The 16,439-nt window shown below is 71.5% G+C and carries 17 protein-coding genes; 4 read left to right on the top strand and 13 right to left on the bottom strand.

Annotated features, from left to right (window positions below):
- Position 1: 1 nt before the first annotated feature.
- From ABD401_RS04290 to ABD401_RS04280, 3 genes are read right to left on the bottom strand one after another with little or no spacing between them, the layout of a single operon-like run.
- Positions 2-748, bottom strand: a complete 747-nt coding sequence (locus ABD401_RS04290; RefSeq protein ID WP_344601962.1) for an SDR family NAD(P)-dependent oxidoreductase — start codon at positions 746-748, stop codon at positions 2-4.
- Position 749: 1 nt separating this feature from the next.
- Positions 750-1,772 (bottom strand): alpha-ketoacid dehydrogenase subunit beta, encoded by a 1,023-nt coding sequence (locus tag ABD401_RS04285; RefSeq protein ID WP_344601960.1) that lies wholly within the window; start codon positions 1,770-1,772, stop codon positions 750-752.
- On the bottom strand, positions 1,769-2,761 hold the full coding sequence (locus ABD401_RS04280; RefSeq protein WP_344601958.1) for a thiamine pyrophosphate-dependent dehydrogenase E1 component subunit alpha: 993 nt from the start codon (positions 2,759-2,761) through the stop codon (positions 1,769-1,771). Before ABD401_RS04280 ends, ABD401_RS04285 begins: the two co-directional genes overlap by 4 nt.
- A gap of 58 nt (positions 2,762-2,819) precedes the next feature.
- Here ABD401_RS04280 and ABD401_RS04275 point away from each other — a divergent pair, with 58 nt between their 5' ends.
- Together ABD401_RS04275 and ABD401_RS04270 are read left to right on the top strand one after the other, a co-directional pair.
- Positions 2,820-4,100, top strand: a complete 1,281-nt coding sequence (locus tag ABD401_RS04275) for a cytochrome P450 (protein WP_344601956.1) — start codon at positions 2,820-2,822, stop codon at positions 4,098-4,100.
- A gap of 47 nt (positions 4,101-4,147) precedes the next feature.
- A complete protein-coding gene (locus tag ABD401_RS04270) occupies positions 4,148-4,669 on the top strand; it encodes a MarR family winged helix-turn-helix transcriptional regulator (RefSeq protein ID WP_344601954.1) in 522 nt (173 codons plus the stop codon).
- 103 nt (positions 4,670-4,772) lie between these two features.
- Here the strand turns inward: ABD401_RS04270 and ABD401_RS04265 are convergent, their stop codons facing one another.
- A complete protein-coding gene (locus tag ABD401_RS04265) occupies positions 4,773-5,393 on the bottom strand; it encodes a histidine phosphatase family protein (protein ID WP_344601952.1) in 621 nt (206 codons plus the stop codon).
- A complete protein-coding gene (locus ABD401_RS04260) occupies positions 5,390-6,193 on the bottom strand; it encodes an ABC transporter ATP-binding protein (RefSeq protein WP_344601950.1) in 804 nt (267 codons plus the stop codon). Before ABD401_RS04260 ends, ABD401_RS04265 begins: the two co-directional genes overlap by 4 nt.
- A 164-nt stretch (positions 6,194-6,357) precedes the next feature.
- On the opposite strand from ABD401_RS04260, the gene ABD401_RS04255 reads away from it, so the two are divergent.
- On the top strand, positions 6,358-6,639 hold the full coding sequence (locus ABD401_RS04255) for a hypothetical protein (RefSeq protein WP_344601948.1): 282 nt from the start codon (positions 6,358-6,360) through the stop codon (positions 6,637-6,639).
- A 117-nt stretch (positions 6,640-6,756) separates the two neighbouring features.
- On the top strand, positions 6,757-7,695 hold the full coding sequence (locus tag ABD401_RS04250) for an FAD-dependent monooxygenase (protein ID WP_344601946.1): 939 nt from the start codon (positions 6,757-6,759) through the stop codon (positions 7,693-7,695).
- 8 nt (positions 7,696-7,703) lie between these two features.
- Here ABD401_RS04250 and ABD401_RS04245 read toward each other — a convergent pair whose 3' ends face one another.
- The 8 genes from ABD401_RS04245 to ABD401_RS04210 form a co-directional block, all read right to left on the bottom strand.
- Entirely contained in the window at positions 7,704-8,291 is a 588-nt protein-coding gene (locus tag ABD401_RS04245) for a histidine phosphatase family protein (protein WP_344601944.1), read from the bottom strand.
- A gap of 49 nt (positions 8,292-8,340) precedes the next feature.
- Positions 8,341-9,036, bottom strand: a complete 696-nt coding sequence (locus ABD401_RS04240) for an ABC transporter ATP-binding protein (protein WP_344601942.1) — start codon at positions 9,034-9,036, stop codon at positions 8,341-8,343.
- Positions 9,036-10,709, bottom strand: coding sequence for an ABC transporter substrate-binding protein (locus ABD401_RS04235; protein WP_344601940.1), 1,674 nt, complete (start codon positions 10,707-10,709; stop codon positions 9,036-9,038). Before ABD401_RS04235 ends, ABD401_RS04240 begins: the two co-directional genes overlap by 1 nt.
- Positions 10,709-12,601, bottom strand: a complete 1,893-nt coding sequence (locus ABD401_RS04230; RefSeq protein WP_344601938.1) for a branched-chain amino acid ABC transporter permease — start codon at positions 12,599-12,601, stop codon at positions 10,709-10,711. Before ABD401_RS04230 ends, ABD401_RS04235 begins: the two co-directional genes overlap by 1 nt.
- Entirely contained in the window at positions 12,598-13,155 is a 558-nt protein-coding gene (locus ABD401_RS04225; RefSeq protein WP_344601936.1) for a hypothetical protein, read from the bottom strand. The genes ABD401_RS04230 and ABD401_RS04225 overlap by 4 nt, the downstream gene beginning before the upstream one ends.
- A 7-nt stretch (positions 13,156-13,162) precedes the next feature.
- Entirely contained in the window at positions 13,163-13,477 is a 315-nt protein-coding gene (locus tag ABD401_RS04220; RefSeq protein WP_344601934.1) for a hypothetical protein, read from the bottom strand.
- Complete coding sequence (locus ABD401_RS04215; protein WP_344601932.1) at positions 13,474-14,841, bottom strand: hypothetical protein; 1,368 nt, start codon at positions 14,839-14,841, stop codon at positions 13,474-13,476. Before ABD401_RS04215 ends, ABD401_RS04220 begins: the two co-directional genes overlap by 4 nt.
- Before the next feature lie 215 nt (positions 14,842-15,056).
- Positions 15,057-16,427: an FAD-dependent oxidoreductase gene (locus ABD401_RS04210; RefSeq protein WP_344601930.1), complete on the bottom strand. Its 1,371-nt coding sequence runs from the start codon at positions 16,425-16,427 to the stop codon at positions 15,057-15,059.
- Between the last annotated feature and the right edge of the window lie 12 nt (positions 16,428-16,439).

Genomic DNA, 16,439 nt, shown 5'->3' with positions numbered 1-16,439 from the left:
GTCAGATGCCGCCGGACTGGGCCGCCTGGAGGAGGGGGACGGTGTTGATGGTCAGGCCGCCGTCGACGCGGAGGACCTGGCCGGTGACGTAGGCGGCGCCGGTGGCGAGGGCGCAGATCGCCTCGGCGACGTCCTCGGCCAGGCCGGAGCGGCCGAGCGGGATCAGGGCGTTGGTGCGGGCCTCGCGGGCGGGGTCGCCCTGCCGGTCGGCGGTCATCTCGGTGCTGATGCGGCCGGGGGCGACGGCGTTGACGCGGATCCCGCGGGGGGCATACTCCAGCGCCGCGGCCTCGGTGTACGACGCGACGGCGGCCTTCGCCATCGAGTACACGCCGGTGCCCGGGACCGGCATGAACGCCGACATCGAGGCGACGTTGACGACGGCCCCGCCACCGTTGGCGGCGAGCGCGTCGGCAAGGTGACGCGTCATCAGCAACGGCCCGAGCACGTTGACGTCGAAGACCTTGTGGAAGTGCTCGGTGGTGACGTCGGCGAGCTTGCCCGGCAGGTACATACCGGCGTTGTTCACCAGCACCGCGAGGTCGGAGATGCCGGCCGCGACGGCCGCGACCGACGCCTCGTCGGCGACGTCGACCTGCGCGGCCTTGGCGCCGATCTCGGAGGCGGTGGTCTCGGCGGCTGCGCCGTCGAGGTCCGCCACGATCACCTCGTAGCCGGCGGAGACCAGCCGGGCCGCGGTCGCGCGGCCGATCCCCCGGGCCGCGCCGGTCACGAGTGCAAGAGCCACGTCAACGTCCCATCAGTTGGTGGACCGCCGCGACGAGGTCGTCGGAGGTCGGGTGGAAGTCGAGGCCCGCCGCGAACGGGACGGGCGAGTACCCCGCGCCGAGGCGCAGGACGGGTGCCAACAGGTCGGCCCACAGCGTCTCGGTGATCTGGGCCGCGAGCTCGGCGCCGGGGCCGCAGAACGTGTGGGCGTCGTGAAGCACGACCGCGCGCCGGGTGCGCTCGACGGACTCCAGCACCGTCTCCATGTCGAGCGGGACGAGCGTGCGCAGGTCGATCACCTCGGCCGAGATCCCCTGCTCCGCCAGGGTCTCCGCGGCCGCGACCGCGTTGCGCACCTGCGTGCCGTAGGTGATGACGGTGACGTGCTCGCCGGGACGCCGCACCGCCGCCTTCCCCAGCGGGACCTTGTGCAGCCCGACCGGGACCTCATCCTTCTGCGTGAAGACGAGGTCGAAGTGCTCGACGAACAGGCACGGGTCCGGGTCGTCGATGCACGAGGCGAGCAGACCCTTGGCGTCGGCCGCCGTCGACGGGACGACGACCTTGATGCCGGGCGTGTGCATGAACCACGCCTCGAGGTTCTGCGCGTGCTGCGCGCCGAAGCGCCGGGTGCCGACGCCCGTCCGCACCGTCAGCGGCACCGGCGTGTGCCCGCCGGACATGTAGCGCAGCTTCGCGGCGTGGTTGACGATCTGGTCGATGCAGACCGTCGTGAAATCCATGAACATGATCTCGGCGATCGGCTTGTAGCCACCCATCGCGAGCCCCACGGCCGCGCCGATGATGCCGGTCTCGGCGATCGGCGTCGGGCGCACGCGGTCGCGGCCGTACTTCGTCGACAGGCCCTTCGAGATCTTGAGGACGCCGCCGATCGGGTCGGCCACGTCCTCACCGAGCAGCAGGACCTTGGAGTCGGCGTCCATCGCGAGGTGCAGGGCGGAGTTCAGCGCCTGCGCCATCGTCATGACCTCGGTCTGCGCGGCGCCCGCGGCGTCGTCGGAGAGGAAGGCAGCGGTGGTCACAGCGCCACCCCCGTCCCCGCCAGCGCGGCGGTGTCGGCGAAGACGTCCCGGTAGCGCAGGTCCTGCTCCGGCGGCGCACTGGCCTGGGCGAAGGCGAAGGCGTCGTCGACCTGCGCGACCACCTCCGCGTCGATCGCCGCGAGGTCGGACTCGCTCGCGGCCCCGGACTCGAGGAGACGGCGCCGGAACGACGGCACCGGGTCGCGCTCGAGCGCGGCGGCGAGCTCGTCGGCCGGCATGTAGCTGTAGTCGGCGGACCCGCTGTGCCCGGTGAGCCGGTAGGTGACGGCCTCGACGAACGTCGGGCCCTCGCCGTTGCGGGCGCGGGCAAGGGCGTCGCGCAGCACCTCGGCCGTGGCGACCGGGTCGAACCCGTCGACGCGGACGGTGCGCATCCCGTACGCCTGCGCGCGACCGGCGAGGTCGGTGTTCGCGGCGTACTCGGCGATCGGCGTGTGCTCGCCCCACTGGTTGTTCTGACAGAGGAAGACGACGGGCAGCTTCCAGAGCCCGGCCATGTTCATGCCCTCGTGGAAGGCACCGATCGAGGTGGCGCCGTCGCCGAAGGTCGTGACCACTGCACGCTGCGCGCCGTCGAGCTGCGCCGCGATCCCGAGCCCGACCGCGATCGGGATGCCGGAGCCGACGATGCCGGTGCTCGTCATGAACCCGACCGAGGTGTCGTGCAGGTGCATCGGCCCGCCCTTGCCGCCACACACCCCGTCAGATCGACCGTAGATCTCGGCGATCACGCCTCGCAGGTTCGAGCCCTTCGCGAGCGCGTCGCCCAGGGAGCGGTAGGTGGAGACGAGCTGGTCCTCCGTCGTCACCGCGATCGAGAGCGCGCCGCAGACGCCCTCCAGTCCGCGCACGGGGTAGAACGCCGACTGCAGCGAGCCGGACTTCACCTCCGCGGACGCGCGATCGCTGGTGGCCGTGATCAGGGCCATCGTCCGGTACATCTGCAACATCTCGGCCGTCGTCAGCACCCGGCCAATTTAGTCGCGTACTAGACTTTTTGGCAATCTACGGTTTAACGTCGACACCGTGGTCGAGAAGTCTGATCTGACGCGCCTGATCGCCAACGACCCCGGGCTCGTGCGGTGCCCGTGGCCGCTGTACGACGTGCTGCGCACCGAGGCGCCGGTGACGTTCGACGAGACGCTCAAGGCGTTCGTCGTGACGCGGTACGCCGACGTCATCGAGGTCCTCAAGGACACCGCGACCTTCTCCTCCGCGATGGCGAGCGGCCCGAGCTCGGTGACCGGGCTCGCGAAGCAGTTGATCGCCGACCCCGCGACGCCGGAGCGCCTGCGCGCGCAGGCCGAGCGTCGGCTCAAGCTCGCCGAGTCGCCCGTCCTGCTCTTCACCGACCCACCGCTGCACAAGCGGCAGCGCCAGCTGGTGTCGGCCGCCTTCAGCCCGAAACGCATCAAGCAGCTGGAGCCGGAGGTCCGGCGCCTGGTCGACGAACTCATCGACGGCTTCATCGGCGACGGCAAGGTCGACCTCGTCCCGCAGTTCGCGATCCCGCTGCCGATGACGGTCATCGCGACGATGCTCGGCGTCCCGCCGGAGAACATGGACCAGTTCAAGCGCTGGTCGAACGCGTTCACCGCCGGCGTCGGCGCGGTCGAGCAGACCGGCGAGGGGATCGCCGAGATCTTCGACGAGGTCGACACCTTCTACGACTACTTCACCGCCGAGATCGAGCGCCGCCGCGTCGAGCCGCAGGACGACCTGCTCACCGACCTCGTCGAGGCTCGCATGGCCGGCGAGGAGCCGCTCACGCTCGACGAGATGCTCAACATGCTCGTCCAGTTCCTCGTCGCCGGGAACGAGACGACGACGAACTCGGCCGGGATGCTGGTGAACCGGCTCGCACAGGAGCCCGGCCTCGCCGACCGCGTCCGCGAGAACCACGCGCTGATCCCGACGCTGGTCGAGGAGATGCTGCGCGTCGAGGCCCCCGTGCAGGGCATGTTCCGCGTCGCGACGACCGACGCGACGATCGGCGACGTCGCCGTCCCCGCCGGTTCGGTCGTGTGGCTGGTCTACGGCTCGGCCAACCTGGACCCCCAGACCTTCCCCGAGCCCGGCAACCTCGACCTCGACGGCGACCGTGCGCCCCACCTGACGTTCGCCCGCTTCGAGCACTTCTGCCTCGGCGCGAACATCGCCCGGCTCGAGCTCCGCATCGCCGCCGAGCGCCTGCTCGACCGGCTCGCGGACATCCGCCTCGCCTGCGACCCGGCGGAGGTCCCGTACCACCGCAGCTTCGTCCTGCGCGGTCCCGCGCGCCTCCTGCTCACCTTCACCGCCCGCTGAGCGCGCCACCCGGATCGGCGGCGCACGCCCGCCGTTAGAGTTCGGGCATGCCGTCGCCGACCTCGAAGACCGCGAAAGCGGGCCAGCGGTCGGATCCGCTCACCCGGGCGCACAAGTACTGGCGCGGCGAGCACCTCGGCATCGACGAGGACTCGTTCATCGCGATGACCTCGGTCCTGCGGCTGCACCGGCTGATGACGACGAACATCGAGGCCGAGCTCAAGCGGCACGACATCAAGCTCACCGACTTCATGCTGCTGGTGACGCTGGAGATGTCCGACAACCACACCCGCTCGGTGTCCCGGCTCGCGAAGTCGCTCCTGGTCCACCCGACGACGGCGACCGTCGCGACCGACCGCCTCGAGGCCCGCGGACTCCTCGTCCGCACCCCGCACCCGAGCGACCGCCGCGCGACGCTGGTGACGATCACCGAGGAGGGCCGCGACCTGCTCCAGCGGGCGTCCGCCGTCCTCGACGCCGTCGAGTACGGCCTCCCCGGCGCCTCCCCCGCGGAGCGCGCCGCCCTGGTCGACGCGATCGACGCCGTCCGCGCCGCCGCCGGCGACTGACGCCTCCCTCGTTGAACAAGGGGTGACACCCCTTACTGCGCAGTAAGGGGTGTCACCCTTTCTGGCGCCAAAAGGGGTGTCACCCCCACTGGGGCAGAAGTGATCAGGCGGCCGGGGGCGGGGGCGGCAGGTGCGGGGTCTCGTTGACCGAGGCGACGCGGACGCCGCCGGCGGTGTCGGCGACGAGGCGGCTGATCCCGCAGTTGTCGGGGTGGAAGAACCACATCCGGTCGATCCCGACCGCGGCGCCGAGCAGGACGTTCAGCACCCCGCCGTGGGTGACGACGAGAGCACGGCCGCCGGCGTGGGTCGCCAGGATCTCGGCGAGGACCTCGGTGGCCTCGGCCCGGAAGGTCGGCAGGTCGATGCCCCACGGCGTGAGGTCGCCGGCCATGCAGGCGTCGAAGCGCGGGTCACCGGCGGCGCGGAGCTCGCTCAGCAGGACGTACTCGGTCGCGCGCCGGTCGAACTCGGCGAGACCGTCGCGGATCTTCGGCTCGAGCCTGAGCTCGGCGCACACCGGCGCCGCGGTCTCCCGCGCCCGCCGCTGGGGCGAGCAGTACACCGCCGCGAGGGGTTCACCGGCGAGCGCCTTGGCAACGGCGTTCGCCTCGTCGCGGCCGCGTGCCGACAGCCCGGGATCGGTCGTCCCGCGTTCCGCCTGAGCGTGGCGGACCAGGACGACCGTGGTGTGGGCGACGACCTCGAGGCCGCCGGGCCTCAACTCGCGAGCTCGTCGGTCTCGAGCTCGGGCGCCTCGGAGCCGAGGTAGGCGCTGCGGACCAGCTCGGACGTCTGCACCTCGCGCGGGGTGCCCTCGAAGATCGGCTTGCCGAAGTCGAGGACGTGGATGTACTCGCAGGTGCTCATGACCAGCGCCATGTCGTGCTCGACGATGAGGATGCCGAGGCCGCGCTCGGCGACCAGCGTCCGCAGGATCTCGCCGAAGCGCTCGGTCTCGGAGCCGTCCAGACCGGACGAGGGCTCGTCGAGCAGCAGCAGCCGGAAGTCACCGGCGGAGACGCGGGCGAGCTCGACCAGCCGGCGCTGACCCGTGGAGAGGTCGGCCGGACGCCGGTCGGCGAGGTGGGAGATGCCGCAGAGCTCCATCGCCTCGGCGGCGGCCTGCTTGGTTGCGCGGCGCTCGGCCGGACGCGCGGCGAGGTGCCGCAGCGGGTTCCGGCCGGCCATCGCGGCCTCGCGGCCCATGCGCACGTTCTCGCGCACCGAGAGCGTCTCGAACAGCTCCATCCGCTGGAACGTGCGGCCCAGGCCCTTGAGCGCGCGGGCCTGCGGCGGGGCGGAGGTGACGTCCTCACCGAACAGCACGACCTTGCCCGCCGCCGGGCGGACGACACCGGTGATCGCGTTGAAGGTCGTCGTCTTACCGGCACCGTTCGGGCCGATCAGGCCGGTGATCCGGCCACGAGGGGCGGTGAGGGTCTGGCCGTCGACGGCGGTCAGACCGCCGTACCGGACCGTGAGGTTCTCCACATGCAGACCGTCGACGGTTCCCTCGACCATACCGACCTCCACGATTGGGGTACGAGCGCAATTGTCTATTCCTAGAGTAATCCTCCGGCCCTGGCAACGGTCAGTCCTGACGGGGTGGACCGATTCGGCTGCGCCGGGCCCGAATATTGTTCACAATTTTCTGAACGACGTGAAGACTGAGCGGAAGGAGGGACGTGAGCTCCCCGCACCCCGAGGACCGACCTGAGACCCCGGAGGTCCCGGCCGCCCCCGAACCCGGGGTGATCGGCGCCCTGCTCGCCCGGGACCACGCGGCCTCGCTGCAGACCGTCGCCCGTGAGCGGGTGTGGCTGCTGGAGGCCCTGCGCAACGGCGAGGACATCGAGGATCTCGCCCGCCTCCTCAACGTCACCCCGCGCGCGATCCGGCACCTGCTCGGCGACGCCGTCGGCCGCCGCGACCTCGGGAGTGACGACCTCGGGAGGGACACGGCCTGACGCGCCGTCCGCGAGGAGCCGTCCCCGCGGAGCCGTCCCCGCGGAGCCATCCTTGACACGGCGGCGGCCCCCGGCCGAGGTTGGGCTCACCGCACTCGACCGAAGGGACCACCAGGCGTGAACTCCCCCGGCGGGGTGGTGGTCGTCGGCATCAACCCGGTCGGCCGGACGACGGCGCTGCTGCTCGCGCGGTGGGGCATCCCGGTGCTGCTGCTCGACGCCGACCCGCAGTGCGCCGCCGCGGGCTCCGGCCCGATCCGCCCCCACCCCGACACCCTCGACATCTGGGCCTGCGTCGGCGGGGAGGGGATCCCCGCGGACCGGCCTGAGGCGGTCCTCGACGCGCTGCTCGACCGCGAGGAACGCATCGAGGTCCGTCCCGGGTACCAGGTCACCGGAATCCGGCAGGACGCCGGCAGCGTGGTGCTCACCTGCGCCAGCGAACTCGGCCGCAGCGAGATCGAGGTCGAGCACGTGGTCATCGCCACCGAGCCGTGCCTGACCGCGCTGCGCGAGGCCCTCGGCGAGACCCCGGACGACGCGCTCCGCATGTGTGTGGGCCGCGTCCTGCTGGCCGGCGACGCCGCCGACCTCGGCGCACCGTCCCGGGCGCCCGGACTGGACGCCGGCGTCGCCGACGCCGAGAACGCGGCGTGGAAGCTCGCCGCGGTCCTCCACGAGTGGGCGCCCCTCGAGCTGTTGGAGACCTACCACGACGAACGCCACGCACCCCGTCCGGAGACTCTCGTCCCCGACGCGCCGGTGGGCGACCCGGCCCGGCCGGCGGTGACGCGGTTCCGCCAGTTGGTCCGGGACGGCTTCCTCGTCCTGACGGTGGATCAGGACGTCGATGCCGCCGCGGTCTCGGCTGCCGTGCAGGCTCCCGTCCGCGTTCTCGCCGCCGCGGACCTCACCGGGGGCGACGACGTCCTCGCCGCTCTCGGCGCGAAGCCCGGCGAGGCGTGGGTGATCCGCCCCGACGGCCACGTCGCTGCCGTCGTCCCCGGGGAGGCCGACGCCGTCACTGCCGCCCTGCGCCGAGCGCTGGCGCTCTGAGGCGAGCGTCAGTCCAGCGCGCGGAGGTGGCTGAACTCGTTGAGGGTGACGATGCGCATCCGGTTGCGCTGGTGGTCGACGGCGACGCGGCAGATGCCCGTGTGCTTCGGGTAGAAGAACCACATCCGGTCGAGGCCGAGGACCGCACCGAGAATTGTGTTCAGCGCCCCGCCGTGCGAGAAGGCGAGGACACGCTGGCCGGCGTGCTTGGTGGTGATCTCGGTGATCGCCTCCATCACCTCGGCCTTGAACGTCGGGTAGTCGGTGTTCCAGGCGGAGAGGTCACCGCGCAGACAGGCCTTGTAGCGCGGGTCGCCCGCCTTCTGGAGGTCCTCGAAGAACAGGTACTCGTCCGAGTGCTTGTCGAACTCGGCCAGACCGTCGAGCGGGACGATCTCCATACCGCGGTCGGCGGCGAACGGCGCGGCCGTCTCCATCGCGCGCCGCAGCGGCGAGGAGTAGATGGCGTCGAAATGCTCGGCGGCCAGGAAGTCGGCGACGGCGCGCGCCTCGGCGCGGCCCCGCTCGGAGAGGCCGGGGTCGCTGCGGTCGGAACCAGTCAGTCCGCGCTCGGGCAGGCCGTGACGGACCAGCACCAGCTCGCCCTGCGGGGCGACCTCGAGACCTCCGGGCTTGGGCTCGTCGCTAATGCCCGCCTCCGACGTACTCCGCCGCAATCGCGTCCGCATCCACCTCGGACACCTCGCCGGCGAACGAAACGCGGCCACGGTTGAGCAGATAGACGTAGTCGGCGACGTCGAGCGCGCGGGTGACGTACTGCTCGACGAGCAGCAGGGCGGAACCCTCCGCAGCCAGTCGACCGAGGAACTCGAAGATCTCGTCGACGATCTTGGGCGCGAGGCCCATCGAGACCTCGTCGAGCAGCACGAACCGCGGCTTCTGGATGTAGGTGCGGGCGAGGGCGAGCATCTGCTGCTCACCGCCGGACATGGTCCCGGCGAGCTGTGCGAGCCGCTCCCCGAGTCGCGGGAACGCGGAGACCGCGCGCTCGATCGACTCCTTCTCCTTGCCGGCCTTGCTCTGCAGGATCAGGTTGTCCCGCACCGTCAGGCTCGGGAAGATGCCGCGACCCTCGGGCACGTGGCACAGACCCCGCGCGCACAGGTCGTGCGGCGGCATCCCGAGCACCGACTCACCGCCGAGCACGATGTCCCCGCCCATCGGACGGATCAGCCCGGACGCGGCGCGCAGGAGCGTGGTCTTGCCCGCGCCGTTCGGCCCGAGCAGCGCGACGATCGACCCGTCGGGGACGATCAGGTCGACCCCGCGCAGGACCTGGGTGCCGCCGTAGCCGGCGTCGAGCCCGCGAAGTTCGAGCATCAGCGCCTCCGTCGACCTGCGGTCTGACGCGTACTCACTCCACCGGTCAGGACGGCGAACTGCTGGGCGGCGTCCGTCCGCGTGTCCGAGCGTTGCGCGGGGACCGAGGCCCCGGCGATCAGCGCCGCGGCGGCGTTCTCCAGCTTCTTGTCCGCGCCGTAGCAGACCGGCTTGCTGCCGTTCGGGGCGCCGAAGCCCTTGTCGTCGAGCCGCAGACCGTAGTAACAGTCGATCGACTTCGCCGGCGAACCCTTCGTGAACGTGGCGCCCGGCGAGAGACCGCCGAGCTTCTCGTTCTTCAGTTGCCAGAGTCCGTCGAGGATCATCTCGGTGGTGATGTTCCCGCCGCGGGCCTTGGCCGAGACCTTCTCGAGCGCGGCCTCGAGGAGCTTGCCGGCGGCCCAGCCGAGCAGGGTCTGCTGGTCCTCGGGCGCCGACGGCGCCCAGCGCTTCGTGGCGGCGTGGAACTCCTTGATGCCCGGGGTGTCGGTCGTCATGTAGGGCACGACGCCACTGCCGAGGAAGGTCTTGTTGCGCCGCAGGCCCGCGTCGGCGGCGGCCGCGGCACTGACCGCGATGGCGCCGGTGGCAACCGTCGGGAAGTAGTTCAGCGACGCGCAGGACCGGGCGGCGCGGATGCTGGCCGAACCGTCGAGGCCGAAGAACAGGACGTTGACGCCGGCCGACTTCATCGTCTGGCACTCGGAGGTGAAGTCCGGCTGCGTCAGCGACACGGCCTGGATCGGACCCAGCGCCGCCCCCGCGCGCTCGGCGCTCTTGGGGTAGTTGTTCTTCAGCGCAGTGCAGATCGAGGCCTCGACGCAGTAGAAGATGCCGGCCTTCAGCGAGCCCGACGTCACCTTCGCCGCGTCGACCACGCCGCCGTCGTAGGAGGTGAGCGGCGTGCCACCGGTCGGGAACAGGAACGGACTCTGCACCCAGTCGACGGCCGTGACGTCACCGCCGACCACCGGGACCTTGTCGCGCTCGGCCGCGGTCCGCAGCGCCGCGATGGCGATCGGCACACCGCCGCCGACCATCGCGACCGCGCCGCGGTCCTTCATGATCTGGTTCCAGTTCGCGGAGACACGCGCCGGGTCGGACGCGTCGTCGAGCTGGATCAGTTGCACCGGGTGGCACTGCAGGCCACCGCGGGCGTTGATGTCCTTCGCCCACACCGCGAGCCCGGTGCGCAGGCCCGCGATCGCCGCACCTACGAGTCCGGACGACGCGAGCGTCTGACCGAGGACGACCGGAGCGAGTTGCTGCGTGCACGCCGTCGACGCGGTTCCGGCGGTACCGCCGGAACCCTTGCCGCCGGTGGCGCCCGCGTTGGCACCGGGCTTGGCCCCGGTCCCCGCGGTCGTGCCCGGAGCGGTCGTGGCGCCCGCGTTGGCGCCGGGCACCTGCACACCCGGCGCGGCGGGGTCCGCACCCGGAGCGACCGTGCCCGGGTCGGCGCCGGGCGCGACGGCGCCCGGGTCCAGCGCACCGGGAGCCACGGCGGCGCCTTGGTTGTCGCGAGCGGCGTCGACCGGCCCGTATCCGTTGCCCACCGCGGCGACCTGTTCGTGGTCGATGCGGTTGCCGCATCCGGCGACGAGCGCCAGCGCCACGGCGCCGGCGACGAGCGCGGCGCGCGTGGACTTCTGACGGGACGACAGGCGAGACATCAGGCGGTACCTCCGAGGGACAGGCGCATCCGGCGCCCGGCGGGGCCTTCCGCGCGGGCGGCATTCCGCTGAGCGCCGCGAGCGAGCCAGTCGTCGACCCCGCCCTGGGACGCCGCGGCGGCGAAGATCGCGCCGAGACCGAACCCGAGCTGCAGCCAGGCGGCTGCGTTCTCCTGGGTGAAGTAGAGGGGGACGACGTACAGCAGGGCCGGGGCGACGAACGCCGCGGTGATGGTGCGGCTGCCGGCGATGGCGAGGACCGCGAGCGCGAGCAGCGACTGGACGTAGTTGAAGGTGTCCTGGGTGACGCCGCCGAACAGCGAGGCGTACAGGCCACCGGAGATGCCGGCGAGGAAGCCGGAGATGCAGAACACGATGACGCGGGAGATGTTCACCGACGTGCCGAGCGTGGTGAGCGCGAGCGGGGAGTCCGACATCGCGCGCAGCAGTCGGCCGAGGCGGGAACGTTCGACCGCGAGGACCACGAGCACACCGGCGATCGCCATCGCGAGCAGCAGGTAGTAGTAGTCCTTGTCGTCGGAGAATCCGTCCGGACGGCGGGTCAGCAGCTGACCGCCACCGAACATGTACGACTTCGAGTACGCGAACTGGCTGAGCACGATGCCGAAGCCGAGCGTCGCGAGCGCGAGGTACAGCCCGGACAGACGGATCGCGGGCACCGAGACGATCAGCGCGAGCGGGATGCACCACAGCCCGCCGATCAGCAGCGCGAGGAAGAACGGCGCCCCGCTGTTCGCGGAGTGCCCGAAGCCGGCGGCGCCGACGGCGGCGAAACCGAAGTGGCACAGCGAGATCTGGCCCGAGGTCCGCACCAGGAGGTGGAGCGAGACGAACAGCAGGACCTGCGTCAGCGCCACGTTGTAGCCGGGGAGCTTCGCGCCGACCACGTGCGGGATGACGAGCAGGACGGCGAGGCCCACGCACAGCACGCCGATCCGGGCCTGGGGCGGCAGGATGCTCGCCGCCGGCGGACGGGCCCGCACCATGCGGCCGACCTCGACCAGTTTCTTGCGCGGGATGACCAGCAGACCGACGAACAGGACGAGGAACGGCACCGTCAGGCCGAGGCCCTGCAGCTGCTCGTTGCTACCGGTGGCCTTGCCGATCACGGCCTGCAGGACACCGACGATGATGCCGCCGACGAAGGCCATCGGGAGGTTGGTGAACCGGGCGATCGTCGCGGCACCGAAGGCCTGGACGACCAGCAGCGAGAGCACGTTGATGTCGAGCTGCGACTGGTTCTGGGCGAACAGGATGCCGGACACCGCCGCGAAGGAGGAGCCGATCATCCACGACGCCCGACGGACCCGCGCCGGCGCGGTGCCCGACATCGAGAGCAACTGCGGGTCGTCGACCACGCCGCGCATCGCGACGCCGAGCCGCGACACCCGGAAGAACAGGAACAGCGCGACGGCGGCGATCGTGCCGAGACCGAAGGTGTAGAGGTCGTCGATCGAGACCGTGGCGTCGAAGATCGTGAACGCCTCGTCCTGCGACAGGAACGGATTGAAGACCAGACCGACGTCACCGAAGCTCAGGTCCAGCAGCGCTCGGATCGCGACGAGCAGACCCACGGTGCCGACGATGCGCATCGCCGTCGACACCGGCGCCAGCACGACGGCCAGGCGTTCGAGGACCAGACCGGCGATCGGGCCGAGGACGAAGACGACGATGAGGAACGCGAGCTGCCAGGGCATGCCCTGGTTCTGCCGCAGCTCGTAGAAGCCGTAGGCCGCGGCGGCGCACACCGCGCCGTGCCCGACGTTGAACACGCCGGAGGTCTTGTAGGTGAGCACGAGACCCATCGCGGACAGGCCGTAGATCGCGCCGGTGATGATGCCGAAGACGATGAACGGGGAGTAGTCACTCACGAGTTGCACACCCCGCAACGGCCGTAGTTCTCGATCTGATCGGCCGGCACCGTCGTCGTCTGCTTGCCCCGCAGGAGCAGGCAACTGGGCCGGTGGACCCGTGTCATCTGACCGGACGTCACCAGGTCGCCGGTGGCGATCGGGCCGGTCTCGTCGGCCCGGTCGGTCGCGCGGTGGTCCGCGCTCCCCCGCACCCGGCTCAGGCCGAGGGCGGCGCGTTGGTCACGGCGCAGGTCACGGAAGCCGTGCCGGACGCGGCGCAGGCCGATGAGCACCCACAGGACGCCGGCGACGCCGACGAGCCCGGTGGAGAAGATCGCCCCGACGAGCCAGCCGCTCTGCTGCCGCCAGACCGCTTCCTCCGTGGCGCCGAACCAGCACACGGCGACACCGACGATCCCGAGCAGCGCGAGCAGCCCGCAGATCAGCATGTCGCGCCGGCGCCAGGGCGACGGGTCGCGGCGGTAGGAGACGTGACGGGCCGGGGTGTCCGGCGGCGTCGCAGCCTTCTCCGGGACCTCGGGAATCTCCGTCTGGTCGATCGTGGCGGTCAAGGTCGTCTCAGCCGTTCCGCCGCCCGGGCGCCTGACCCGACTTGGCGGCCTCGCTCTCGAGGAACGCGCGTAGGTCGTCGCCCTGCGCCGCGAGCTCACGCCACTCGTCGCGCAGGTCGGCGGACAGCCAGAGCACGCCGGCGACCACGAACAGGATCACGGCGGTCAGGCCGCCGGAGATCACGTACGGGATCTGCTCGGCGATGTACTCGGTGTCGGACGTGCCGAGGTAGCCGAAGATCAGCACGATCAGGCCGAGGACAGCCGCCACGACGGCGCCGGCGCGGTCCCACTGGACGCGGGCGTACTTCAGGAGGTTCATCGCGAACGCACTCCCAACCAGGAGAGACCGCCGACCGACAGCAGGCCCAGCAGGCCGAGTGCCGCGACGGAGAGATAGATGCTGTCCAGACCGAGGCCGATCTTGAACCCGGCCAGCGAGATGCTCGGCGCCCCACCGGCGCCGGCGACCGGCGACAGCGGCACGGTCGGGACCGCGCCGGCGTCCCCGAGGCTCGGCAGGCCGGCCTGGTCGATCGGCGCCAACGAGTCCGGGGCCGCGACGCCGTCGACCGCGTCGCTCGGCCCCACCGGCGTCGAGCCGGTGCCGTCGGTGACGACGGGCTGCAGGTTCACGCTCGCGAGCGCGTAGGCCGTGCTCTGCGTGATGTCCGTGGCGCCGTTGTAGTAGCCGTTCGGCGGGGGCTCGGCGATCTTGTACTGGAAGATGTACGCGCCCGCGATGACGCCGGTCGCCGTCTCCTGCGGAGCCTGGAACCGCATCGTCACGCCGAGCGCCTTGAGGCCCTCCAGCACCGGCCCGGCCGGGACCGCGTACTTCTGCACGGTGCCGTCCTGAGGCTGCGTCACCACGAAGAACCCGTCCTGGATCCCGAGCTCCGGGTTGTGGAAGGTCTGACCACCACCCGGGAACGGGAACGGCGGGACCTCGATCGGAGCCTGGTTCGGGATGCCGGGGATCGGCACGGGGATCGGGATCTGACCCGGGCTCTCCTTCGGCACCGTGAAGCTCAGGCCGGGGAACGAGATCTTCCCGATCGAGCTCGACGTCGTCCGGGTGAGCTTGCCGGTGAAACCGTCCGCCCGCACCGTCGCGACGCTCTTGACGTCCGAGAGCGTGCCGTACGGGCCGATCTTCACCGTGTCCGCACCGGTCGTCGCGGTGGCGACGACGTCACCGGAGCGCGCCTCGTCGATGCGCGCGTTCGCGCTCGCGCCCGACCCGGCCTGGCCGAGAACCGAGGACGCCTGCGTCGTGAAGTCGCCGCTCTCGGCATGCAGCGAGACGCCGGGGTACGAGACCGACTGCGGGGGCGACCCGGCGTTGGACGACGCGATGAACGGGTACGGCGGCGCGGTGAAGCCGAACAGGCCGGCCCCGATGCCCGGCAGACCCGGGACGGTGTCGCCGGCGTACGGCAGCTGAGCGCTCGCGTCGGAGATCCCGACGCTGTCCTGCCGGACGCTCGCGGCCGGGCCACCGCCCTCGATGTCGATGCCCGTGGGGATCGACGGGTTGGCGATGTTGAGCGTGAAGGTCTCGGTCCGGGCGATCGCGTCGTAGCTGGCCTCGGCCCCCGCCGAGCCGGCCGGCAGCACGACCATCCCACCGGTGGTGACCAGAGCGGCCACCCCGAGGGGGATCGAGTAGCGCCGAAGGTTCATACAGACCTTCCGAAGGGGGACGGAGGGTGATCGGGCGGTGAGCCACATCACCAATTAGTCAAGTTCACGACTTTTGTAGCACAGGACTCGGGTGCCGGACAGGGATTGACGAACCCGGGCAGAACGGGCGGCGCAAACGTGATCTGGACGTCCTGTCCGGACGACGTGACGCAAGCGATCACTGGCTAGCGACGACACGGGCCGAAAACCCCCTCTCACCTGGTCGTTTCGATCAGAGCAGGGGGAATGACCGTGGGATCCTGGGCGGCCGGTGTGCGTCCGTCGGCGAGCCAGGCCGCGACCTTCTCGGCGATCCCCGGGGACCGCAGCGGGGCGGTGTCGAAGAAGTGGCCGGCGGTCTTCAGCGCGAGCGCAACCTCGGGGTCCTCGGTGGCCAGTTGGCTCAGGGCGCGACCGAACCTGACCGCCTCGGGGTCGGGCGCCGTGACGCCCTCGAGCTCGGCGCCCGGGTAGTGGGCGTCAGTGCTCACGACCATTCCGAAGACCGTGTCGACCACCGGCGTGAACGCCGCCTGCGCCCGCGCGGCGAGGCCGTGGTCGGCGACGCCGGCCCGCGCGTCGTTCTCACGCAGGATGTCGTGCAGGATGCGCGCCTCGCTCGCCGCCACCGACATGCCCTGGCCGTAGAGCGGGTTGAAAGACATCACCGCGTCACCGATCGCGAGGAAGCCCGGCGGGTGTGCCGGCAGCTCCTCCCACATCCGGCGCAGGCTGCCGCGGACCTTGTAGACCGTCGGCTCCTCGACGAACTCGGCCTTCGCCGCGACCTCGGCGACGAGCCGGCTCGGCGCCGCCTCCAGGTGTGCCTGGAAGCCCTCGCGGTCCTTGGGTGGGTCGGCCTTCATCATCCCGAGCGCCGCGACCTGGTAGAGCCCGTTGTCGCAGGGCACGACCGCGGAACCGCGCAGCGCGCCGGGGTGCGGGTGGCTGAGGATCCCGACCACGCCGGGCGGGAAGACGCCGTCGGGCAGGCGCACGGTGGCCGTCGCGTACCCGACGTAGGAGCGCAGTTCCTTGGTCGCGGGCGCGGGGAAGCCGAAGTCGGCGAGCCAGTCGGTGGCCTTGGAGTTACGGCCGGTGGCGTCGACGACGAGGTCCGCGGTCAGGGTCTCGCCGCCCTGCAGGGTTGCGCCGGTGATGCGGTCGGAGCCGCCCGTCAGGCCGGAGACGACGCCGGTCACGACCCGCACGTTCGGCAGGGCGAGCACCCGACGCCGCACCACGGTCTCGAGCACCGGCCGCCGCATGAACACGACGTGGGCCTCACTCGGGACCCGGCCGGCCCAGCCCTGGGCGCCGTAGATCGCGACCTCGTGCGGGGAGTCCACGAGCCGGCCACCCGCGGTGACGAGGTCGTCGACGATGCCGGGCAGCAGCGCCGCCATCGCCCGCTGGCCGGCACCGAGCAGCGCGTGCACCTGCGTCCCCTGCGGGACGCCGCGGCGGTTCGGGTCGAGCAGGTCCTCCCGCTCGACGAGCGTGACCGTCTCGACGTGGGGGGACAGCGCCGCAGCCGCGAGCAGGCCGGCGATGCTGCCACCCAGGACGAGGGCAGAGCCGTTCAACGAAGTTGACGT

The organism is Sporichthya brevicatena, from assembly GCF_039525035.1.
GTDB lineage: Bacteria > Actinomycetota > Actinomycetes > Sporichthyales > Sporichthyaceae > Sporichthya > Sporichthya brevicatena.
Note: the sequence above shows the minus strand (reverse complement) of the source record. Positions and strands in the feature narration are given on the sequence as shown.